This is a genomic window from Rhodocyclaceae bacterium (genome assembly GCA_020248265.1).
Classification (GTDB): domain Bacteria; phylum Pseudomonadota; class Gammaproteobacteria; order Burkholderiales; family CAIKXV01; genus CAIKXV01.
This window is the reverse complement of the sequence record JADCHX010000018.1, coordinates 58,874-80,652: the sequence shown is the minus strand read 5'-3', so window position 1 is coordinate 80,652 and position 21,779 is coordinate 58,874. Positions and strand designations below refer to the sequence as shown.

General features: G+C 66.4%; 19 protein-coding genes. 6 read left to right on the top strand and 13 right to left on the bottom strand.

The annotated features are described in order from the left end of the window. The first annotated feature begins 62 nt into the window (after positions 1 to 62). The gene (locus ING98_15945) at positions 63 to 1,211 is read left to right on the top strand and encodes a class I SAM-dependent RNA methyltransferase (protein MCA3103358.1); all 1,149 of its coding nucleotides are present in this window, start codon (positions 63 to 65) and stop codon (positions 1,209 to 1,211) included. 8 nt (positions 1,212 to 1,219) lie between these two features. Here the strand turns inward: ING98_15945 and ING98_15940 are convergent, their stop codons facing one another. Next, positions 1,220 to 2,356, bottom strand: a complete 1,137-nt coding sequence (locus ING98_15940; protein MCA3103357.1) for a PilT/PilU family type 4a pilus ATPase — start codon at positions 2,354 to 2,356, stop codon at positions 1,220 to 1,222. Positions 2,357 to 2,414: 58 nt separating this feature from the next. Then, entirely contained in the window at positions 2,415 to 3,455 is a 1,041-nt protein-coding gene (locus ING98_15935) for a type IV pilus twitching motility protein PilT (GenBank protein ID MCA3103356.1), read from the bottom strand. Positions 3,456 to 3,729: 274 nt separating this feature from the next. Here ING98_15935 and ING98_15930 point away from each other — a divergent pair, with 274 nt between their 5' ends. The 4 genes from ING98_15930 (at position 3,730) to ING98_15915 (ending at position 8,081) form a co-directional block, all read left to right on the top strand. After that, positions 3,730 to 4,443 (top strand): YggS family pyridoxal phosphate-dependent enzyme, encoded by a 714-nt coding sequence (locus ING98_15930; protein MCA3103355.1) that lies wholly within the window; start codon positions 3,730 to 3,732, stop codon positions 4,441 to 4,443. A gap of 58 nt (positions 4,444 to 4,501) precedes the next feature. Then, on the top strand, positions 4,502 to 5,320 hold the full coding sequence (locus tag ING98_15925) for a pyrroline-5-carboxylate reductase (protein MCA3103354.1): 819 nt from the start codon (positions 4,502 to 4,504) through the stop codon (positions 5,318 to 5,320). Then, on the top strand, positions 5,317 to 5,922 hold the full coding sequence (locus ING98_15920) for a YggT family protein (protein MCA3103353.1): 606 nt from the start codon (positions 5,317 to 5,319) through the stop codon (positions 5,920 to 5,922). The genes ING98_15925 and ING98_15920 overlap by 4 nt, the downstream gene beginning before the upstream one ends. A gap of 140 nt (positions 5,923 to 6,062) precedes the next feature. After that, positions 6,063 to 8,081, top strand: a complete 2,019-nt coding sequence (locus ING98_15915) for a dynamin family protein (GenBank protein ID MCA3103352.1) — start codon at positions 6,063 to 6,065, stop codon at positions 8,079 to 8,081. A gap of 134 nt (positions 8,082 to 8,215) precedes the next feature. Here the strand turns inward: ING98_15915 and rng are convergent, their stop codons facing one another. From rng to ING98_15875, 8 genes are all read right to left on the bottom strand, one after another. After that, a complete protein-coding gene (gene rng / locus ING98_15910; GenBank protein MCA3103351.1) occupies positions 8,216 to 9,679 on the bottom strand; it encodes a ribonuclease G in 1,464 nt (487 codons plus the stop codon). Next, entirely contained in the window at positions 9,676 to 10,299 is a 624-nt protein-coding gene (gene maf, locus ING98_15905) for a septum formation inhibitor Maf (protein ID MCA3103350.1), read from the bottom strand. The genes rng and maf overlap by 4 nt, the downstream gene beginning before the upstream one ends. 30 nt (positions 10,300 to 10,329) lie before the next feature. After that, positions 10,330 to 10,800 carry a 23S rRNA (pseudouridine(1915)-N(3))-methyltransferase RlmH gene (gene rlmH, locus ING98_15900; protein MCA3103349.1) on the bottom strand — a complete coding sequence of 157 codons (471 nt, stop codon included), beginning with the start codon at positions 10,798 to 10,800 and terminating at the stop codon, positions 10,330 to 10,332. An 18-nt stretch (positions 10,801 to 10,818) separates the two neighbouring features. Next, a complete protein-coding gene (gene rsfS / locus ING98_15895) occupies positions 10,819 to 11,205 on the bottom strand; it encodes a ribosome silencing factor (GenBank protein MCA3103348.1) in 387 nt (128 codons plus the stop codon). A 10-nt stretch (positions 11,206 to 11,215) separates the two neighbouring features. Then, positions 11,216 to 11,878: a nicotinate-nucleotide adenylyltransferase gene (nadD, locus tag ING98_15890; GenBank protein ID MCA3103347.1), complete on the bottom strand. Its 663-nt coding sequence runs from the start codon at positions 11,876 to 11,878 to the stop codon at positions 11,216 to 11,218. Positions 11,879 to 11,915: 37 nt separating this feature from the next. Then, positions 11,916 to 13,382 carry a dihydrolipoyllysine-residue acetyltransferase gene (gene aceF / locus ING98_15885; protein ID MCA3103346.1) on the bottom strand — a complete coding sequence of 489 codons (1,467 nt, stop codon included), beginning with the start codon at positions 13,380 to 13,382 and terminating at the stop codon, positions 11,916 to 11,918. Further along, positions 13,264 to 15,936, bottom strand: a complete 2,673-nt coding sequence (gene aceE, locus ING98_15880) for a pyruvate dehydrogenase (acetyl-transferring), homodimeric type (protein MCA3103345.1) — start codon at positions 15,934 to 15,936, stop codon at positions 13,264 to 13,266. The genes aceF and aceE overlap by 119 nt, the downstream gene beginning before the upstream one ends. A gap of 140 nt (positions 15,937 to 16,076) precedes the next feature. After that, entirely contained in the window at positions 16,077 to 17,018 is a 942-nt protein-coding gene (locus ING98_15875; protein ID MCA3103344.1) for an alpha/beta hydrolase, read from the bottom strand. A gap of 85 nt (positions 17,019 to 17,103) precedes the next feature. On the opposite strand from ING98_15875, the gene ING98_15870 reads away from it, so the two are divergent. After that, a complete protein-coding gene (locus ING98_15870) occupies positions 17,104 to 18,135 on the top strand; it encodes a tripartite tricarboxylate transporter substrate binding protein (protein ID MCA3103343.1) in 1,032 nt (343 codons plus the stop codon). Between the two features lie 55 nt (positions 18,136 to 18,190). On the opposite strand, the gene ING98_15865 is transcribed toward ING98_15870, so the two are convergent. From ING98_15865 to phaC, 3 genes are read right to left on the bottom strand one after another with little or no spacing between them, the layout of a single operon-like run. Next, complete coding sequence (locus tag ING98_15865; protein ID MCA3103342.1) at positions 18,191 to 18,985, bottom strand: enoyl-CoA hydratase/isomerase family protein; 795 nt, start codon at positions 18,983 to 18,985, stop codon at positions 18,191 to 18,193. Between the two features lie 37 nt (positions 18,986 to 19,022). Beyond that, positions 19,023 to 19,874, bottom strand: coding sequence for a 3-hydroxybutyryl-CoA dehydrogenase (locus tag ING98_15860; protein ID MCA3103341.1), 852 nt, complete (start codon positions 19,872 to 19,874; stop codon positions 19,023 to 19,025). Next, positions 19,871 to 21,748 (bottom strand): class I poly(R)-hydroxyalkanoic acid synthase, encoded by a 1,878-nt coding sequence (phaC, locus tag ING98_15855; protein ID MCA3103340.1) that lies wholly within the window; start codon positions 21,746 to 21,748, stop codon positions 19,871 to 19,873. The genes ING98_15860 and phaC overlap by 4 nt, the downstream gene beginning before the upstream one ends. Between the last annotated feature and the right edge of the window lie 31 nt (positions 21,749 to 21,779).

Below are 21,779 nucleotides of genomic sequence, written 5' to 3'. Positions count from 1 at the left end.
GGTGGAGCACGCATGCGATCGATGTCGAGGGTACTGGAGTCCGGAACGAGCGGCGGTTTCCGGTGAGCGGCTCGAACCGGTATTTTGCGCCATGCCCGCGCGGTCTGGAGGAAACGCTCGTTGTTGAATTGACCCGTCTCGGCGCGTCGCGCGTGGCGGCTGTACCTGGCGGGGTCGGCTTCGACGGCGACCTGGCTGTCGGCTACCGGGCGAACCTGGAGAGCAGGGTGGCGAGTCGCGTGCTGCACGGCCTGGGCAATGGCCGCTACTCGAGCGAGCAGGACATCTACGCGTTCGTGCGGTCGATCGACTGGCCTGCGCTGTTCAGCGTCGACCGGACGCTGCGCGTGGACGTATCGGCGATCCGGTCGCCGCTGCGCAGTCTCGAGTTCGTCACGCTGCGGGTGAAGGATGCGATCTGCGACCGGTTCCGCGAAAAGCAGGGCGTGCGCCCGAGCGTCGATACCTTCATGCCCGATGTGCGGGTGCAGTTGTTCCTCACCGCGGATTCGATGACGGTCTACCTCGATCTGTCCGGCGAACCGCTGTTCAAGCGTGGCTGGCGCGACGAATCCGGCGATGCGCCGCTGCGCGAGAACCTCGCCGCAGGAATGGTGGCGCTGTCCGGCTGGCAGCCCGGCACCCCGTTCCTCGACCCGATGTGCGGCAGCGGCACGATCGCGATCGAAGCAGCGCAGATCATGCTCGGCATCGCGCCTGGCATCGGCCGCAGCTTCGGCTTCGAGCGGCTGCACGGGTTCGACGCGGGCTTGTGGCGGCGGCTGCTCGATGGCGCCAGCCAGCGCGTGGATCGTGGACGTCGGCAGGTCGCGGTGTTCGGGTCCGACCGGGAAGGTTCATCGGTGGTCGCTGCGCGAGGCAATGCCGCCCGCGCCGGCGTCGATCGGGCGGTGCAGTTCGAAGTGGTCGACGTACGCCGACGCGAAGCTCCGGCCGCTGCGGGGATTCTGGTGGCCAATCCGCCGTACGGCGTTCGCATGGAGAGCCGCGAGTCGCTCGAGCTGTTCTATCCCCAGCTGGGGACTGCGCTCAAGGCCTCGTTCGCCGGCTGGACAGCCTACCTGATCTCACCTGAAATGAAGCTGCCCGGCAAGCTCGGCCTGAAGGCATCGAAGCGTACCGTACTGTTCAACGGCGCGATCGAGTGCCGCCTCTTCGAATTCAGGATGGTCGCCGGCGCCCACCGTTGAACGCCGTATCAGACGATGTTGAGGTGGTCGATGCCGCCCATCATGTCCCGGTCTTTCGACTCGGCGCCGTGCAGCTTGATCTGCAGCCGCAGGTCGTTGACCGAGTCGGCGTTGCGCAGGCAGTCTTCGTAGGTGATCGCGCCGGCTTCGTAGAGGTCGAACAGGGCCTGGTCGAAGGTCTGCATGCCCAGTTCGCGCGACTTCTTCATCACTTCCTTGATCTCGACCACCTCGCCCTTGAACACGAGATCGGCGATCAGCGGCGAGTTGAGCATCACCTCGACTGCGGCGACCCGCCCTTTGCCTTCGCGCCGGGGGATCAGTCGCTGGGATATGATGCCCTTCAGGTTCAGCGAAAGGTCCATCAGCAACTGAGACCGACGCTCCTCCGGGAAGAAGTTGATGATCCGGTCGAGCGCCTGGTTGGCGTTGTTCGCATGCAGCGTGCACATCGCCAGGTGCCCGGTCTCGGCGAAGGCGATCGCATAGTCCATCGTCTCGCGGTCGCGCACTTCGCCGATCAGGATCACATCCGGCGCCTGGCGCAGCGTGTTCTTCAGGGCGATGTGCCAGGAATCGGTATCCACCCCGATCTCGCGGTGGGTGACGATGCAGTTCTTGTGTTCGTGCACGAACTCGACCGGATCCTCGACGGTGACGATGTGGCCGTAGCTGTTCTCGTTGCGGTAGCCGATCATCGCCGCGAGCGAGGTCGACTTGCCCGAGCCGGTCGCGCCGGCCACGATCAGCAGGCCGCGCCTGGTCATCGTCACGTCTTTCAGGACGTTCGGCAAGCCAAGTTCCTCGAACTTCGGAATGATCGATGTGATCACACGCAGAACCAGGCCGACCCGGCCCTGCTGCATGAATGCATTCACGCGGAAGCGGCCGATGCCCGACGGGCTGATCGCGAAGTTGCACTCGTGCGTGCTCTCGAACTCGGACGCCTGCCGGTCGTTCATGATCGAGCGCGCGAGGTCGGCGGTGTGGGTGGGCGTCAGCGTCTGGTTCGACACCGGCACCACCTTGCCGTCGAGCTTGAGTGCAGGCGGGAAGCCCGCGGTGATGAACAGGTCCGACGCTTTCTTGCCGACCATGACGCGCAGCAGCTCGTGGACGAACCTGATGGCCTGATCGCGTTCCATTCGGGGTGGGGTCCTTGCGGGGTTTGACGCGCTTCCGGTAGAAGCAACTCCCCCGATGCTACTGGAAGTTGTCCCTGTTCGCAGCCTTCATCTTGGCTTCTGCCGAGGACACGATGTTGCGCTTCACCAGATCTTGCAGGTTCTGGTCGAGGGTCTGCATGCCGAAGGTCTGGCCAGTCTGGATCGCGGAATACATCTGCGGGATCTTGTTCTCGCGGATCAGGTTCCGGATGGACGGGGTGCCGATCATGATCTCGTGTGCAGCGACGCGCCCGGTGCCGTCCTTGGTCTTGAGCAGCGTCTGCGAGACCACCGCGCGCAGCGATTCGGACAGCATCGCCCGGACCATCTCCTTTTCTGCCGCCGGGAACACGTCGATGATCCGGTCGATGGCCTTGGGCGCCGAGCTGGTGTGGAGCGTTCCGAACACCAGGTGGCCGGTCTCCGCGCCGGTCAGTGCCAGCCGGATGGTCTCGAGGTCGCGCAGCTCGCCTACCAGGATAATGTCGGGATCCTCGCGCAGGGCCGAGCGCAGGGCGTTCGAGAACGACAGCGTGTGCTGGCCCACCTCGCGCTGGTTGATCAGGCACTTCTTGCTCTCGTGCACGAACTCGATCGGATCCTCGATGGTGAGGATATGGCCGTAATCCTTGTTGTTGATGTGGTCGATCATGGCTGCCAGCGTGGTGGATTTGCCGGAACCGGTCGGGCCGGTCACCAGCACGATGCCGCGCGGCTGGCCGGCGATCTCGGCGAAGATTGCCGGCGCCTTGATGTCTTCCAGTGACAGCACCTTGGTCGGAATCGTTCGCAGCACCGCGGCCGCGCCCCGCTGCTGCACGAACGCGTTGACCCGGAAACGTGCCAGGTTCGGAATCGCGAAGGAGAAATCGATCTCGAGGTTTTCCTCGTACGACTTCCGCTGCTGGTCGTTCATGACGTCGTAGACCATGCCGTGCACTTCCTTGTGCTCCATCGGTGGCAGGTTGATCCGGCGCACGTCACCGTTGACCCGGATCATCGGCGGCAGGCCGGTGGACAGGTGAAGGTCGGACGCCTTGTTCTTGACGACGAATGCGAGCAGTTCGGATATGTCCACTATACTTTCCCGGCGGTTGAATTCGATGCGACACTGAATCTGTCGCGCAGCACCCTTGACTCCGTGCGTGCGCACGGCGCCATATTGCAAGTCGTAATCGGCCGGAATCGACCGCTCTTTAGCGCCAGCACGCCGGCAACCGGCCGCTCTTCCCCCTGGACCGCGATCTGCGGTCGCCATCCATCGGGCATGTCCCGCTTGTGAACAGCCGTTGAAATTCCTTTCCGGCCGCCCCCAACTCGCATTCAAGTCCTTGACGCATCTGAGGTAAATTATGGGAGCCATCGGCGACAACTTGCAAGCTGTTCGTGCGCGCATGGCCACGGCTGCGCTGGCTGCCGGTCGCGATCCCTCGTCGATCGGACTGCTCGCTGTCAGCAAGACCTTCGGCGCCGAGGCGGTGATCGCTGCCCGCGCAGCGGGCCAGCGGGCATTCGGGGAGAGCTACGTCCAGGAGGCGGTCGACAAGATCGCGCAGGTCGCAGATCCCGGCATCGAGTGGCATTTCATCGGCCCCCTCCAGAGCAACAAGACTCGGGCGGTAGCGGAGCATTTCGACTGGGTGCATTCCGTGTCGAGCCTGAAGGTCGCGCGCAGGCTGTCCGATCAGCGTCCGGCGAATCGCGGTCCGTTGTCGGTCTGCCTGCAGGTGAACGTGAGTGGCGAGGCTTCCAAGGCGGGGGTGTCCGAGGCGCAACTGCCGGCCCTTGCGGGCGAAGTGGCGTCCCTTCCCGGGCTGCGTCTGCGCGGGCTGATGTGCATTCCTGCACCGGCCGAGGGCTTCGACGCACGGCGCGTGCCGTTCGCCGAACTCGCGCGCATGCAGGAGCGACTGTTCGCCGCCGGCCTTGCCGTCGACACACTGTCGATGGGCATGTCCGACGACCTCGAAGCGGCGATTGCCGAAGGCGCTACCTGGGTACGCGTCGGTGCGGCCATCTTCGGTGACCGGACGGCTCACGCGAAGATCGACGCGGCAGGCGGATGATGCGAGGCTACGGGGTCTTCCCGGCGAAGTCCGGTCCATTCCTGCGGGAGTTGTCTCGATGAAGGTCTGTTTCGTCGGCGGCGGAAACATGGCTTCGGCCATGATCGGCGGCCTGCTCAAGAGCGGCCTGGCCGCAGATTCGATCTCTGCAGTCGATGTGGATGCCGGGCAGCGAGAGCGGTTGGCGGAACGCTTTGGCATCCGCACATACGACACTGCTGCCGGCGCGGTCGCCGGCTGTGACTGCGTGGTGCTGGCGGTGAAGCCGCAACAGGTCAGGCACGTCGCCGCGGGTCTGGCACCCCTGCTCGACGGGCAACTGGTGGTCACCATCGCCGCCGGCGTCCGGACCGCCGACCTGGCGCGCTGGCTGGGCGGCCATGACCGCATAGCCCGCGCAATGCCGAATACGCCGGCCCTGATCGGCCAGGGCATCGCCGGTCTGTACGCCAGCCCCGGCCTGTCGTCCGACGACCGTGCGCGCGTCGAGCGCATCCTCGGTGCCGTCGGCGGCGTACTGTGGGTCGCGCGCGAAGCGCAGATCGACGCTGTCACCGCAGTTTCCGGCAGCGGACCGGCCTATGTGTTCATGATGATCGAGGCACTGGAGGCGGCAGCGGCCGGGGTCGGCTTCGACGCTGCGCAGGCGCGCCGGCTCGCGCTCGCCACCTTTGCCGGCGCTGCCAATCTGGCTGCTGGCGACGCCGAGCCGCCGGCGGTGTTGCGCGCCCGAGTCACTTCTAAAGGTGGTACGACCGAGCGCGGCGTCGCCGCGCTGGAGGCGGGTGGCCTGCACCGGCTGGTCGCGGACGCGGTGCAGGCGGCCAACCGGCGCGCGATCGAACTGGGCGACGAATCCGGGAGCGACGCGCGATGATCGTGCAGGCGCTGGTCTTTCTCGTCGATACGCTGGGCACCCTGCTGATCGTCGCCCTGCTGCTGCGTTTCTGGCTGCAGGCGGCCCGCGCGCCGTTCAACAACCCGCTGTCGGGGCTGCTTGCATCGGTCACCAACTGGGGCGTGAAGCCGCTGCGCCGGGTGGTGCCGGGACTCTGGGGGCTCGACCTGGCGACGTTGCTGCTGGCCTGGCTGGTAGCCTGGGCGCTGAACATCGTGCTGTCGCTGATCGAGCCCCGGCTGGTTCTCGAGTTCGCCGGGCGCGCCGGCCCGGGGTCGGCCGATTTCAGCGCCAGCGTGGGTCTGTCCGCGATCGCCGCGCTCGTGCAACTGGTGCGGTTGTTCATCTACATGATGATCGGGGCGCTGATCGTCCAGATGCTGTTGTCATGGGTGAACCCGCACTCTCCGCTGGCGCCGCTGCTGGACCTGCTGCTGCGCCCGTTCCTGAAGCCGCTGCAGGCCCGGATCAGGCCGGTTTCCGGCTTCGACCTGTCACCGCTGGTGCTGCTGATACTGTGTCAGCTCGCGCTGATTCTGGTGGTCGGTGGCCTTGCCCGAGTCGTGCTGATGCTGATCTGAACCTGCGATGATCCTGATTTTCCTGCGCTGCGGGGCAAAAAAGGCCCCGTCGGCTCAAGAAGTCGCCGTATCCGCCGTCATTGGTCCGTTGACGGGCCCCCAGACGTTCCGCAGACCTCTCCAGTGACCTTGCCCCCCGGATGAACAGTACCCTCGAATCGAACGTCCTCCAATACCAGGCCTGGCGCGACCGACTGGTAGGCGCCATCGAGACTTTCCGGGCGCGACTCGACACGACCAAGGCGGTCAACGTCGAGCAGTCGCTGCGGATGTACGACCTCATCGAGAGCCTGCGCACCGATCGGATGCTGCTGGCCTTCATCGCGGAGTATTCGCGCGGCAAGACCGAGCTGATCAACGCACTGTTCTTCTCGAACTACAAGCGCCGGCTGCTTCCGTCCGACATCGGGCGAACCACGATGTGCCCGACCGAGATCTTCTACGACCCGGCCGAGGAGCCGTACCTGCGGCTGCTGCCGATCGAGACGCGCGAGACCGACGAAAGCGTTGCGGCGATGAAACGCAACCCGATCGAGTGGATCCGCATCTCGCTTCCCCTGGATGACGCTGACGAACTGGCGGCCACGCTTGCCAAGGTCGTCGAGAGCAAGCGGGTCACCATCGAGCACGCGCGCAGGCTCGGCCTGTACAACGATGCGAGCCCCGCGCTGTCGGCCGCACTCGGCGTCGGTCCTGGCGAAGTGCTGGTGCCAGCCTGGCGCCATGCGCTGATCAACTTCCCGCATCCGATGCTCAAGGCCGGGCTGGCTATCCTGGACACCCCGGGCCTGAACGCGCTGGGCACCGAGCCTGAGCTCACGCTGTCGATGATCCCGAACGCCCATGCAGTGCTGTTCCTGCTGGCGATGGATACCGGCGTGACGCGCAGCGACTTGGAACTCTGGCAGCGCCATGTGCAGAACAACGCTGTGCGTTCGGTCGCGGTGCTGAACAAGGTCGACCTGATCTGGGACGACCTGAAGAGCGACAGCGATATCGAGCAGGCGGTGAACGGTCAGCTCGATTCGACCGCACTGATACTGAACCTGCCGCGCCGCAACGTGTTGCCGATGTCAGCGCAGAAGGCGCTGATCGCGCGCATCAAGGACGATCCGGACCTGCTCGAGCGCAGCGGAATACAGGCCCTGGAAGCGCTGCTCGTGCAGATGATCCCCGACCGTCGGAGGATCATCGCCGAACGCGTGGCGCGCGAGTTCGGCGTGCTGGTGGAGACGTCGTACGAGACGTTGATGGCGAAGCTGCGCTCGACCCACGCCGAGCTCGCCGAAATGGCCAGCCTGCGCGGCAAGGGCCATGGCATGGTCAAGACCGCGATGGTCAAGCTGGAGCACGACCGCGCGTCCTATCAGCAGACGGTGCAGAACTTCCGGAACACGCATGCGGTGGTGAGGAAGCAGGGTCTGATCCTGCAGTCGAACCTCGCCACGGAGCTGATCGACGGTATCTGCCAGGACTACCGGCGCAAGCTGAACGAACAGCTGTTCACGATCGGGCTCATGCGGATGATGCAGCAGCTGTTCGACCACTTCGAGAAGGAGACTGGCAAGATCATGGGTTTCGCCAACCAGATCAAGGGGTTGGTAGATGCCGTGTACATCAGTTTCCACGAGAAGTACGGGTTCGCAAAGCTGTCGCCGCCGCCGCTCTCGCTGGCGCGGTTCAGTGACAACATGCTGCAGCTCAAGCAGGGGACGATCGCGTTCTGCGCGAGCCCGACCACGGTGATGCAGCCACAGGGCATGGTGATCCGCAAGTTCTACGACATGCTGGTCGCCGAAGCGAAGAAGGTCTTCCAGCAGGTATCGACCGAGACCGACGGCTGGCTGCACCGCGCACTGTCACCGTTGACCATGCAGCTGAAGGAGCATGAAGAGATGCTCGATCGGCGGCTGGAGAGCCTGCGCAAGATCACCGAAAACGTGCGCGCGCTCGAGACCCGTACCAGAGAGCTGGAACGGCTGGAAGTGGCGCTGCGCGGCCACGTCGCAGAACTCGAAGACGTCCGGCAGGCGCTGCAGCCTCCTGAAGAGCCTGCGGACGGCCCGCTGGAGCCCTCGCTCCCCCCGCAGGCGACACAGACCAGCGTCTTGTCTGCGGAACATATCGCGAAGATGAGGCACGTTTACGCCGGCGCGTAGAGCCGCGAAGGTGGTCGGGGCAAGCAAGCCGATCTGCGCGGTCCGCGCGATCGATGACCTGCACGGCGATTCACGCGTTTCCCTTGCAGGCCCGCATGGCCTGAACGCACCAGCCCTGGCGTGAGGCTCGGGTGCTACTTCAGGATCACGTCGTACTGTTCCTGCCCGTAGGCCGTCTCGACCTGAAGCGAGATCGGCTTGCCGATGAAGTCCCCGAGCATGGCGAGATTGTGCGATTCCTCGTCGAGGAACATGTCGATCACTGCCTGCGAGGCGAGGATCCGGTACTCGCGGGCATTGAACTGGCGCGCCTCGCGCAGCAGTTCGCGCAGGATGGTGTAGCAGATCGTCTGCGCGGTCTTCACCTCGCCGCGGCCGGCGCAGGTGGGGCAGGGTTCGCAGAGGATGTGGGCAAGGCTCTCGCGCGTGCGTTTGCGCGTCATCTCGACCAGCCCCAGGCTGGTGAAGCCGTTCACGGTGAGCCGGGTACGGTCGCGGGATAGTGCCTTCTTCAATTCGGCAAGCACGGCCTCGCGGTGCTCCGGGCTGTCCATGTCGATGAAGTCCAGGATGATGATGCCGCCGAGGTTGCGCAGGCGCAGCTGGCGGGCGATGACCAGGCAGGCTTCGAGATTCGTCTTGAATATGGTGTCGTCGAAGTTGCGCGCCCCGACGAAGCCACCGGTGTTCACGTCGACCGTGGTCATCGCCTCGGTCTGGTCGAAGATCACGTAGCCGCCCGACTTCAGGTCGACCCGTCGCGACATCGCGCGCTCGATCTCGTTCTCGACCGCATACACGTCGAACAGCGGCAGCTCGCCGCCGTGGTGCTCCACCCGGGGCAGGATGGCCGGCATGAACCGCTCTGCGAAGGCGCAGGCCCGCTGGTGCGTCTCGCGCGAATCGATGATCACCCGGCTGGTGTCCTCGTTGAACATGTCGCGCAGCACACGCAGCGCGAGGCTCAGGTCTTCATGCACCAGCGATGGCGCGGCAGCAGTGGCGACGGTCTCCTGGATCGATGCCCAGAGCGCGCGCAGGTAGCCGACATCGTCGGCCAGTTCACGCTCGGTCGCGGCCTCGGCGACGGTACGGATGATGAAGCCGCCATGCTCGTCCGCGGGGCGCACGCGCTCGACCATCTCGCGCAGGTGGTCGCGCTCCGCCTCGTTCTCGATGCGTTGTGAGATCCCGATGTGCGGATCCTGCGGCAGATAGACCAGCAGCCGGCCAGCGAGGCTGATCTGCGTCGAAAGACGCGCCCCCTTGGTGCCGATCGGATCCTTGATGACCTGCACCAGCAGTGGCTGGCCTTCCTGCAGGATCTTCTCGATAGGTCTGGCCGCCTCGCTCGGAGGGTTCCCGTGGCGGTGGCCGAAGATGTCGCCCACGTGCAGGAACGCCGCACGATCCAGCCCGATGTCAATGAACGCCGACTGCATGCCCGGCAGTACCCGCGCCACCCGTCCCATGTAGATGTTTCCGACCAGGCCGCGGCTTCGAGTGCGCTCGATGTGCAGCTCCTGGACGCTGCCCTGCTCGACCACGGCGACCCGGGTTTCCTGAGGGGTGACGTTGACCAGGATGTCTTCGCTCATGGAATGTCGAAGCCGCTGCTGCGCAGCAGTTCACCCGTCTCGTACAGCGGCAGGCCCATGACCGCCGAGTAGCTGCCCTCGATGCGCGTGACGAACAGTGCCCCGATGCCCTGGATCGCATAGGACCCGGCCTTGTCGAGCGGCTCGCCACTGGATACGTACCGGCGCAGTTCGGCCGGCTCGAGCTCTTTCAGGGTGACCACGCTGCGGGTCAGCCGGACGTCGATCCGCGTCTCGCTGGTGGCTACCGCCACTGCGGACAGCACCTCGTGGCTGCGCCCCGAGAGCCTCAACAGCATCCGGGTCGCCGCCGCTGCATCGCGCGGCTTGCCCAGCGCCTCACCGTCGATCACCACCTCGGTATCGGCTGCCAGCACCACGCCCGGGGCTAGCCCGCGTTCCCGCGCGCGCACCGCACCGATCCGCGCCTTGTCGACGGTGACCCGGTTCACGTAGTCGGTGGGCGCCTCACCGTCGCGCGGGATCTCCTCCACGTCGCTGCCGCGAACCAGGTCGGAGCGCAGCAGGAGCGTCTCGAAGCGCACGTTGATCTGGCGCAGCAGTTCGCGCCGTCGGGGGCTGTGCGATGCCAGGTAGAGCAATGGACGGCTGATGGTCATGTTGCGTTCGTTCGGGCTCGCGAAAGGTTCTCACTCGCGATGATACGGGTGATGCTCGAGAAGCGAGACGCAGCGGTAGATCTGTTCGACGAGCACCAGTCGTGCGAGCGCGTGCGGCAGGGTCAGCGCGGACAGCGCGAGGGTCATCGAAGCCCGGGCTGCGAGCGCCGGGGCGAGGCCGTCAGGGCCGCCGATCCAGAAGGCGATCCCCGGTACTTCGGAGCGCCAGCGTTCGATCGCCGCCGCGAATGCCCGTGTGTCGAGCGAGCGTCCGTGCTCGTCGAGCGCGACGCGTACGAACCCTTCGGGGACGGCTGCTTCGAGGCGGCTGGCCTCTGCCTCCATCATCGCCGCCACCGGCTTGCCCTGGGTGCGCGGGCTCGCCTTCACTGGGGTCACCTCCAGCCGGTAGAGCCGAGGCAGGCGTCCGCGGTACTCGGCGATGCCTTCGTCGATCCAGGCCGGCACGCGCTCGCCGACGGCAATGACCCGGAATCGCAACGCGCTGGCCAGCAGGCGTCAGGACACCGGCCCGGACACCGGCTCGGACGCGGCGGCGCCCGGGGCGCGGCGGCGGGCGCGCGGCGGCGGCGCCCAGAGTTCTTCCAGGTTGTAGTGCGCGCGGATGGTGGGCTGCATGATGTGGACGATCACCTTGCCGAGGTCGACGAGGATCCACTCGCCGACGGACTCACCCTCCACGCCGATCACCTCGGCTCCGGCGTCCTTCAGCTTGTTGCGCACGTTCGCAGCCAGCGCCTTCGTCTGGCGGTTCGAGTCGCCCGAGGCGATGATGACCCAGTCGCAGAGTGTCGTCATCTTGGTGACGTTGAAGGCGACGATGTCCTTGGCCTTCACGTCTTCCAGCGCGTCGATCACCGCGCGCTTCATCGTGTCTATTCTCATGCGCACTCGATCATTGATCTTCGGCCTGCCGGTAGATGCCACGGTCATGAATGTAGTCGAGCACGGGCTGCGGCAGCAAGTATCGGGCACTTGCCCCGTGTGCGATCAGGCCGCGGATGCGCGTGGCCGAGATCTGCAGCACGCTGGTGGGCGCCAGGTAGATCGCGCCAGCGGGCTGCTCGGCCAGCAGCCCGACCTCGGATACACGGCGGGCGCGCAGTTCGGCTGCCAGTTCGTGGTCGAGCGGGGCGGTGGCGATCGAGGCATGCCCGCCGCGTTCAGCCACCGCGAAATGGGCCAGTGCGAACAGGTCGCGCCAGCGGTGCCAGCGGTGCAGGCGGGCGAACGCGTCGGCACCCAGCATCAGGCAGATCGGTCGCTCGGGGCCGAATGCGGCACGCAGTTCGGCCAGCGTGTCGACGGTGTAGCAGAGCGAGGTCTTGGCGACTTCGCGCTCGTCGGCGACCAGCCGGCTGTTGTCGGCGATCGCCAGCCGGACCATGTGCAGCCGCTCCGCGCCCGATACGGCTGGCACGGTGCGCAGCGGCGGCATGTTGGCCGGCATCAGTCGTACCTCGTCCAGGTCGAGCGCATCGCCGAGTTCTTCGGCAATGCGCAGGTGCCCGTAATGGACGGGGTTGAACGTGCCCCCGAGGATGCCGATCGGCTTCAACGGAGGGTGCACCTGGCGGTACCGGCGTCTGCGGGCATCAGAGCAGCAGCCTGCGCACGTCCGACAGCAACCCGTTCAGGTGGGCGATGAAGCGTGCGCCGGTGGCCCCGTCGACCACCCTGTGGTCGTAGGACAGCGACAGCGGCAGCATCAGCCTGGGCACGAAGGTGCCGTCGCTGAACACTGGCCGGATCGTCGCCTTCGACACGCCCAGGATCGCCACCTCGGGCGCATTGATGATCGGCGTGAATGCGGTGCCGCCGATGCCGCCGAGGCTGGAGATCGAGAAGCATCCGCCCTGCATGTCGGTTGCCTTCAGCTTCCGTTCGCGCGCCGCCTCGGACAGGGAAGCCAGCTCGCGCGCGATGTCGGCCACGCCCTTGCGGTCGCAGTCGCGGATCACCGGCACCACCAGCCCGTCGGGCGTATCCACCGCCACGCCGACATGGAAGTACTTCTTGAGCACCAGCGCGTCGCCCCCGGGTGCGAGCGATGCGTTGAACGTCGGGAACTCGCGCAGCGCCCCGGCGACCGCCTTCACCAGGAAGGCCAGAACGGTCAGGCGCACGCCCTGTTTCCTGAGCGATTCCAGCTGGGCCTTGCGGAACGCTTCCAGTTCGGTGATGTCGACCTCGTCGAACTGCGTGACATGCGGGATGCTTACCCAGTTGCGATGCAGGTTCGGGCCGGACAGCTTCTGTATGCGGCTCAGCGGCAGCGACTCGACCGGGCCGAACTTCGAGAAGTCGACCTGTGGCATCGGCGGCAGGTTGAACGGCAGGCCTGCCGACGGGACCGCAGCCGGCGCCGGTGGCGCGGCGAGGGTCTGTTTCACGAATGTCTGCACATCCTCCTTCAGGATGCGCGCCTTGGGGCCCGACGCGGCCACGCGCGTCAGGTCGACGCCGAGTTCACGCGCGAACCTGCGCACCGATGGCGAGGCATGCAGGCCGGGGGCTGCGGCGGCCTGTCCGTCGTCGGCAGTATCCGCAGCGACGGGTGCCGCGGATACCGCAACGGGGGCAGGCGGCGGGGCCGTGACGGACGGCGCGGGGGCGGCCGTGGTGGGAGCCGCCGGGGCCGGGGCGGACACGACAGCCGGAGCCGGGGCCGGGGTCGGGGTCGGGGCCGCGGCGGCGTCGTCCGTTTCGAGCATCAGCACGAGCGTACCCTGCGACACCTTGTCGCCGACCTTGAGCTCGATCGACTTCACCGTGCCGGAGGCCGGCGCAGGAACCTCGATCGTCGCCTTGTCGGATTCGAGCGAGATCAGCGGGTCTTCCTTCTCGATGCGCGCCCCGGCCGAGACCATGATCTCGACCACTGGCACGTCCTTGAAGTCGCCGATGTCGGGGACCTTCACTTCCATCGTGTTTGCCATGCGCCTACACCGTCGTCGGATTCGGTTTGTCGGTGTCGATCCCGTAGCGGTCGATTGCCTCGGCCACCTTCTCGATCGTGATCGTCCCCTCGTCGGCGAGCGCCTTGAGTGCCGCCACCGCAACGTAGTGCCGGTCGACCTCGAAGAAGCGGCGCAGGTTCTTCCGGGTGTCGGAACGCCCGAAGCCGTCGGTGCCGAGCACCACGTAGCGCCCGCGCACGTAGGGCCGGATCTGGTCGGCGAAGTTGCGCATGTAGTCGGTCGCCGCGACCACCGGCCCCGCGCGGTCCTTGAGGCATTTCTGCACGTGGGATTCGCGCGGCGGTTCCGCCGGATGCAGCATGTTCCAGCGTTCGACGTCGATGCCTTCGCGGCGCAGCTCGTTGAAGCTGGTCGCGCTCCAGATGTCGGCCTTCACCCCGAAGTCCTGCTCGAGCAGTTCCGCCGCGGCGATCACCTCGCGCAGGATGGTGCCGCTGCCGAGCAACTGCACCCGCGGCGCCTTGTCTTTCTTCGACACCGCGGCCTCGCGGAACAGGTACATGCCCTTGAGGATGTCCGGCTCCACGCCCACCGGCATCGCCGGGTGGGTGTAGTTCTCGTTCATCACGGTGATGTAGTAATAGATGTCCTCGCCGTTGGCGTACATCCGCCGCAGGCCGTCCTGGATGATCACCGCGAGTTCATAGCCGAAGGTCGGGTCGTAGGTGATGCAGTTGGGTATCGTCGCCGCCATCAGGTGGCTGTGGCCATCCTCGTGCTGCAACCCCTCGCCGTTGAGCGTGGTGCGCCCGGCGGTGCCGCCGAGCAGGAAGCCCTTGGCGCGCGAATCGCCGGCGGCCCAGCACAGGTCGCCCACGCGCTGGAAACCGAACATCGAATAGAAGATGAAGAACGGGATCATGGTGACCCCGTGCACGCTGTAGGCGGTCGCCGCGGCGATCCACGAGGACATCGCACCGGCCTCGTTGATGCCTTCCTGCAGGATCTGGCCCTTCTTGTCTTCCTTGTAGAACATCAGCAGGTCTGCGTCCTCGGGCTTGTACAACTGCCCGACCGACGAGTAGATGCCCAGCTGGCGGAACATGCCCTCCATGCCGAACGTGCGCGATTCGTCGGGCACGATCGGCACGATCAGCTTGCCTATCGCCTTGTCGCGCACCAGCGTGCCGAGGATGCGAACGAAGGCCATCGTGGTCGAGATCTCGCGGTCCTCGGTAGACTTGAGAACCGACTCGAACGCCGACAGCGGCGGCACCTCGAGTGCGCCAGCGCCGCGCCGGCGCTGCGGCACCGAGCCGCCCATCGCGGCGATGCGGCTGCGCAGGTACTGCATCTCGGCGCTGTCCTCGGCGGGCTTGTAGAGCGGAACTTCGTCGAGCTGATCGTCCGGGATCGGTATGCCGAAGCGGTCGCGGAACGCCCTGATCGAGACGGTACCCATCTTCTTCTGCTGGTGGGTGATGTTCTGCCCTTCGCCCGATTCGCCCATGCCGTAACCCTTGATGGTCTTGGCGAGGATCACGGTCGGCTGGCCCTTGTGCTCGGTGGCTGCCTTGTAGGCCGCGTACATCTTGTGCGGGTCGTGGCCGCCGCGGTTCAGGCGCCAGATGTCCTCGTCGGACATGGTCGACACCATCTCGCGCAGTTCCGGGTACTTGCCGAAGAAGTGCTCGCGCACGTAGGCGCCGTCCTTCGACTTGAAGGTCTGGTATTCACCGTCGACGCACTCTTCCATCCGCTTGAGCAGCAGCCCGGACTTGTCCTTCGCCAGCAGCTGATCCCAGTAGGAGCCCCAGATGACCTTGATCACGTTCCAGCCGGTGCCGCGGAAGTCCGCTTCCAGCTCCTGGATGATCTTGCCGTTGCCGCGCACCGGGCCGTCGAGCCGCTGCAGGTTGCAGTTGATCACGAACACCAGGTTGTCGAGGCGTTCGCGCGCCGCGAGCGAAATCGCGCCGAGCGATTCCGGCTCGTCCATTTCGCCGTCGCCCATGAAGGCGAACACCTTGCGGTTGGCGGTGTCGGCGATGCCGCGGTCGTGCAGATACTTCATGAAGCGCGCCTGGTAGATCGCCTGCAGCGGACCCAGGCCCATCGACACGGTCGGGAACTGCCAGAAGTCGGGCATCAGCCACGGGTGCGGGTAGGACGAAACGCCCTTGCCCTCGACCTCCTTGCGGAAGTTGTCGAGCTGGTCCTGGGTGATGCGGCCTTCGAGGAAGGCACGCGCATAGACCCCGGGCGAGGAGTGCCCCTGGAAGAACACCAGGTCGCCGCCGTGGTCAGCGGAGGGCGCGTGGAAGAAATGGTTGAAGCCGACGTCGTACAGCGTGGCAGCCGATGCGAAGCTGGCGATATGGCCGCCCAGTTCGGACGACTGCTTGTTCGCGCGCACCACCATGGCCATCGCGTTCCAGCGGATGATCGACCGGATCCGGTGCTCGAGTTCGTGGTTGCCCGGCGACTTCGCCTCCATGTGCGGCGGGATCGTGTTGATGTAGGCGGTCTGCGCGCTGAACGGCAGGTAGCCGCCGCTGCGCCGCGCGACATCGACCAGCTTCTCGAGCAGGAAGTGTGCGCGTTCCGGTCCTTCGTTCTCGAGCACGCCCGCGAGCGCGTCGATCCACTCCTGCGTCTCGGCGGGATCGGGGTCTGGCGTTGCGCCGGTGTGCATGTCGGTCAGGTTCATGGGGGGACCTTGGGTAGAGGTTGAACTGTCGTCCACTGGGACGAGGCCGGCGCGCGCTCGTGGCACGCGTGGCACTGTTTCGATCGACGACCGAATCACTCGATCGCGACCGAGTATAACGCGCGCTATTTCGCGTCCCGGACCGTCGATGACTCCATCGGGGAAACGATCTCGTGACCCGGGGAAACCTGCTGCGACGCGGCATCGGCCTTGCCCACGACGACTGCGGTTTCCTGTCGCGCTGCGGCAAAAGTGCTTTCGAGCCAGTGCGCGACCCGCGATGCGACCTCGGCTTCGCGGCCACGATAGAAGTGGTCGCAGCGATCGACGATCGACACCGTGCACGGCCCCCCGGATCGCCGCGCGAATGCCTCGGCCGGATACAGATCCGCCGGCTCGCTGTCGCCGCGCAGGTACAGGGTCGGACAGCGGACTTGCGGTGCCAGGCCGAGCGTGTCGGGGAGGGAATCCATCCGGTCGAGGAAGCTCTCGGCGCTCGACACGTACCACCAGCCGGGAAGGTGCATCAGGTCGCGGCCGCGCCCTTGCGCGACCTTCCTGCGCGCCGTCTCCGCGACCGCGTCCAGGTCGAGTCCGTCGAGTGCGCCTGCCGCCGCCGCGTGCCGCACCATCGATGTGCCGCCGCACTGTGCCGACAGCAGTACCAGCCCTGGCGTACGCGGATGGTCGGCGACGTGCCGCACCGCCAGCATGCCGCCATTGCTGTGGCCGATCACCACCGGATCGGGCAACCCCTGTTGCGCCAGCCAGCGCGCGGCTATCCGGTTGTCCTCGATCGCTTCGTGCGTCATCTGCCAGGCTGCGCCCTCTGCCTGGCGCGAATCGCGGATGCTCATGATGTCGTGGCCGCGCCGGTTGAATGCGAGGCACGCGTAGCCGAGGCGGGTGAGCACCGGCGGCAGGAAGCGCGGCGCGCCCCAGAGGAAATTCATCCGGTTTCCGTGGAACAGCAGCGCGCTGCCGATCGCAGGCTTGTCATCCGGCTGATAGAACGCGCCGTCGATCGGGGTGGTATCCGTGGCAAGGGTGATCAGTTCGGTGCGCATCGCACATATACTCCGGAAAAAGGCGCCTGCAGGATGCGCGCTGAAGACAGCGCCCGGACGCGGCGCCATCAATGGAGGATACACAGTGACACGCAAGACCACTGCAGCAGGGCCGGTGCGCCGGGAGAATGCCCGCGCATCCACGAAATCGGTGCTGGGCGGCGCATTGTGTGCGCTGTTCGCGATGCTTGCAGCGCCGGCGGCAGTCGCGCAGTCGGGCGACTTCCCGGTGAAGCCGATCCGCATCCTGGTGCCGCTGGCACCCGGCGGGGGCAACGACGCGATCGCGCGCCTGATCGGGTCCCGGCTGCAGGAACGCCTCGGCCAGTCAGTCGTGGTCGACAACCGGCCCGGAGCCGGTGGTGTCGTCGGCACCGAGATCGCCTCGCGTGCGGCGCCCGATGGCTACACGATGATCGTCGTGAACAACTCGCACGTCATCATGTCGGCACTCTATCCGAAGCTCTCGTTCGATCCGATGCGCGACTTCGCCCCGGTGGCGCTCGCCGCCAGTTCGCCCTTCATCGTGGTGGTCCATCCGTCGCTGCCGGTCAACAACATCCAGGAGTTGCTGGCCTGGACGCGCGCCAACCCGGGCAGGATGAACTACGGTACGTCCGGCGTCGGCAGCCCGCCGCACCTCGCCGGCGAACTGATGGCCCAGATGGGCAAGGTCGACATGACCGCTATCGTGTTCAAGGGCATCGGCCCGGCGCTCGCCGCGGTGCTGGGCAACGAAATTCCGATGACCTTCCCCAACCTCCTGGTCGGCATACCGCAGATGAAGGCCGGACGGGTCCGGGCACTGGCGATCACCAGCCTGAAGCGGTCGGACGCGTTGCCCGACCTGCCGACCGTTTCCGAAGCCGGGCTGCCGGGTTTCGAGGCCAACATCTGGTTCGGCTTCCTGGCCCCGCGCGGTACGCCGGTGCCGCTCGTCGACCGGCTCAATCGCGAGATCGTCGGCGCGCTGAAGCAGCCCGAGGTGCGCCAGCAGATCGTCGGCATCGGTGCCGAGCCGCTCGGCGGCACCCCGGCCGAGTTCGGTGCATTGATGAAGTCGGACGCCGAGCGCCTGGGCCGGCTGATCCGCGAGCGCGGAATCCGGGCCGACTAGCGGTGCGTGCAGGGTCCGGGCACGGCCCGGGCCTTGCCCGGCGGCGCGGCACCGGTCAGCGGTCCTGGAAGACCGGTGGCCGCTTCTCGATGAACGCGCGCATGCCTTCGGCCTGGTCTGCGCTGGAGAACGCCAGCCCGAACAGGTCGGATTCGACCGCGCATGCCTGTACGAGGTCGAGCGCCTGCCCCCTTTGCCAGGCCTGCTTGACCAGGCGAACGGCGAGCGGTCCCTTCGATGCGATCGTGCGCGCGAGTTCCAGACCGCGAGCGAGCAAGGCATCGCCCGCCACCTTCTCGTTCGCGAGTCCGATGGCAACGGCCTCATCCGCCTTGACCTGCCGGCCGGTCATCAGCAGTTCCATTGCCTTGCCCGGAGCGATCCGGCGCGGCAGGCGCTGCGTGCCGCCGAAGCCCGGGGGAATGCCGAGGTTGACCTCGGGCTGCCCGAACACCGCGTTGTCCGCCGCGACGATCCAGTCGCAGGCGAGGGCCAGCTCGCAGCCGCCGCCGAGCGCATAGCCGTTCACCAGCGCGACCGCCGGCATCGGCAGTGCCTCGATGTCCAGGAACAGCCGTGATGCCTTCCACGAGAACGCACGCGCCTGCTCCGGAGACAACGACTGCATCTCCGAGATGTCCGCGCCGGCCACGAATGACTTCGTACCGCCGCCTGTCAGCAGCAGCGCGCGCGCGGTCCGGTCAGTCGCCAGACCAGCCACCACGCAGGCCAGTTCGGCCAGCGTTGCGCTGTCGAGCGCATTGAGCGCCCTGGGCCGGTCGATCTTGACGAGATGGATGCCCGCCTCGGGCTGCTCGTGGCTGAGGTTGCGGTATTCGGCGAGGGTCATCGGGATCTGGGGGGGGGAAAGGGTTGCCCGGCTCGCTTCACTTGCCGGGATAGTCGAAGAAGCCGCGTCCGCTCTTGCGGCCGAGGTGGCCGGCGTCGACCATCTCGACCAGCAGCGGGCAGGGTCGGTACTTCGAATCGTTGAAGCCGTCGAGCAGCACCTGCATGATCGCCAGCACCGTATCGATGCCGATCAGGTCGGCCAGCGCCAGCGGGCCCATCGGATGGCCCATGCCGAGCTTCATCACGGTATCGATCTCTTCGGCCGTCGCCAGACCTTCGTACAGGCAGAACGCGGCCTCGTTGATCATCGGGATCAGCACGCGGTTGGCGACGAAGCCGGGGCTGTTCTTCACGTCCACCGGCACCTTGCCCAGCGCGCGTGCCAGAGCCTCGACCGTGTCGCGCGTCTGCCGCGAGGTCTGGCGCGCGCTGATCACCTCGACCAGCTGCATCATCGGCACCGGATTCATGAAGTGCATGCCGACCACGCGTTCCGGATGCTCGACGGCGGCGGCCAGGCGGGTCAGCGAAATCGACGAGGTGTTGCTGGCCAGGATGGCATCGGGGCGGCAGGTCGCGGACAGCTCGCGGAAGATGGCGCGCTTCACGTCGAGGTTCTCGGTCACGGCCTCGATCACGATATCCGCGTCAGCGAGCGCCTCGACCGCGCTGGCGGTCGTGATGCGTCCGAGCGTTTCCGCCTTGTCCGCCTCGGTGATGCGGGCCTTCGCCAGCAGCCGGTCGAGACTGGTCGCTATCACCGTGCGCGCGCGCTCGAGTGCAGCCGGGTCGAGGTCGCGCAGCACGACCGGATGGCCGGCCGCCGCGCAGACCTGGGCGATGCCGCTGCCCATCTGGCCGGCGCCGAGCACGGCGATGCGCATCATGGCTTCACCGGACGGGCAGCCTTGCCCGCCGGCGCGGCAGGTGCCGGTGCGGAAGCCGGTGCGGCAGGGTCGATCACCTGCTTCACGTACGACCCGGGTGCGTCCTCGAGCACCGGGTGCGAGGCGCTTCCGGGCGCGCGCGCGTCGACTTCGCCGTTGCCGAAGCCTGAGGAAACCCACTGGTGCCAGTGCGGCCACCACGAGCCTTCATGCGACTGTGCCTGTGCGAGCCATGCGTCGGCGCCTGCCGTCAGCGGCGCGGGGCTGGTCCAGTGCTGGTACTTCTTCGCCGCCGGCGGGTTGATCACCCCGGCGATATGGCCCGATCCGGCCAGCGTGAACTGCACCGGTCCGGCCAGCAGCCCGGCGCCGGCATGCGTCGACGTCCACGGCGCGATGTGGTCTTCGATGGTCGACAGGAAGTAGGCGGGGGTGTCGATCTTCGAGACATCGATCGGCACGCCGTCGAGCGTGATGCCGCCGGGCTGGCGCAGCAGGTTCCTGAGGTACATGTTGCGAAGGTAGAAGCCGTGCATCGCCGCGGGCATGCGGGTGGAGTCGGAATTCCAGTGCAGCAGGTCGAAAGGGAACGGATCCTTGCCCATAAGGTAGTTGTTGACCACGAACGACCAGATCAGGTCGTTGGCGCGCATCAGGTTGAACGTCGCGGCCATCTCGTGGCCCTCGAGGTAGCCGCGCCTGGCCATCTTGCGCTCGAGGTTGTCGAGCTGCTCTTCGTCGATGAACACGCCGAGTTCGCCCGGCTCGGAGAAATCGATCATCGCGGTGAAGAAGGTCGCGCTGGCCACCCGGTCGGACTGTCCCTTCGCCTTGAGCCAGGCCAGGCAGCTTGCCATCAGCGTGCCGCCCAGGCAGTAACCGATCACGTTCGTATCCGGCTCGCCGGTGATGTCGCGCATCGCGTCGAGAGCCGCCAGCGGGCCGAGCCTGAGGTAATCGTCGAAGCCCTTGTCCGCCAGTTTTTCGTCGGGGTTGACCCAGGAGATCACGAAGACGGTATGCCCCTGGTCCACCGCCCACTTGATGAACGAATTCTTCTCGCGCAGGTCGAGGATGTAGAACTTGTTGATCCACGGCGGCACGATCAGCAGCGGCCGCCTGAGCACCTTCGCCGTCGATGGTGTGTACTGGATCAGCTGCATCAGCGCGTTCTGGAATACGACCTTGCCCGGCGTTGCCGCGATGTTCTCGCCCAGCTTGAACTGGGTGCTGTCGGTCATGCTGATGCGCAGCTGGTTGCCGCCGCTGCGCTCGAGGTCGCCGAGCAGGTTGGCGAGGCCGTCGAGCAGGTTCTTGCCGCCGGTGTCGAGCGTGGCGCGCAGGACTTCCGGGTTGGTCATCGCGAAGTTGGTCGGGGCCAGGGCATCGATGTACTGGCGCGTGAAGAAGTCGACCTTCTTGCGCGTGTTCTCGTCCAGCCCTTCGACGCTGGTCATCACGCCATGGGTGTGGCGCGCGGCGATCAGGTACGACTGCTTCAGGTAGTTGAAGACGAGGTTGTTTTCCCAGTCCTCGTGCTTGAACCGCTTGTCGCCTTTCGCTGCCTCGGCCACCGGTGCGGCCCCCATGCCCATGGCCTTCAGCCAGGTCGATTGCCACAGGTTCATGTAGTCGCCCCACATGTTCATCTGCAGCTGCATCAGCTTCATCGGATCGCTCCAGATCTGCTGGAAAGCCTCGGTGAAGGCGCGCCCGACGCCCACCTCGTCCATGCCGGCCGCCCCGGGCTCCTTCGACATGTGCTCGAAGTACTTCATCACCAGCTGCGAGCTGCGCTGTGCGAGGTCCGTGAACTGGCGTGCCATTTCGGCGGTGTCGGCGGGTGCAGCTGCGGCGGGTCTCGGATCGGCCATCGTGGGTCCTGCCTTCTCTCGGTCCTGAAGC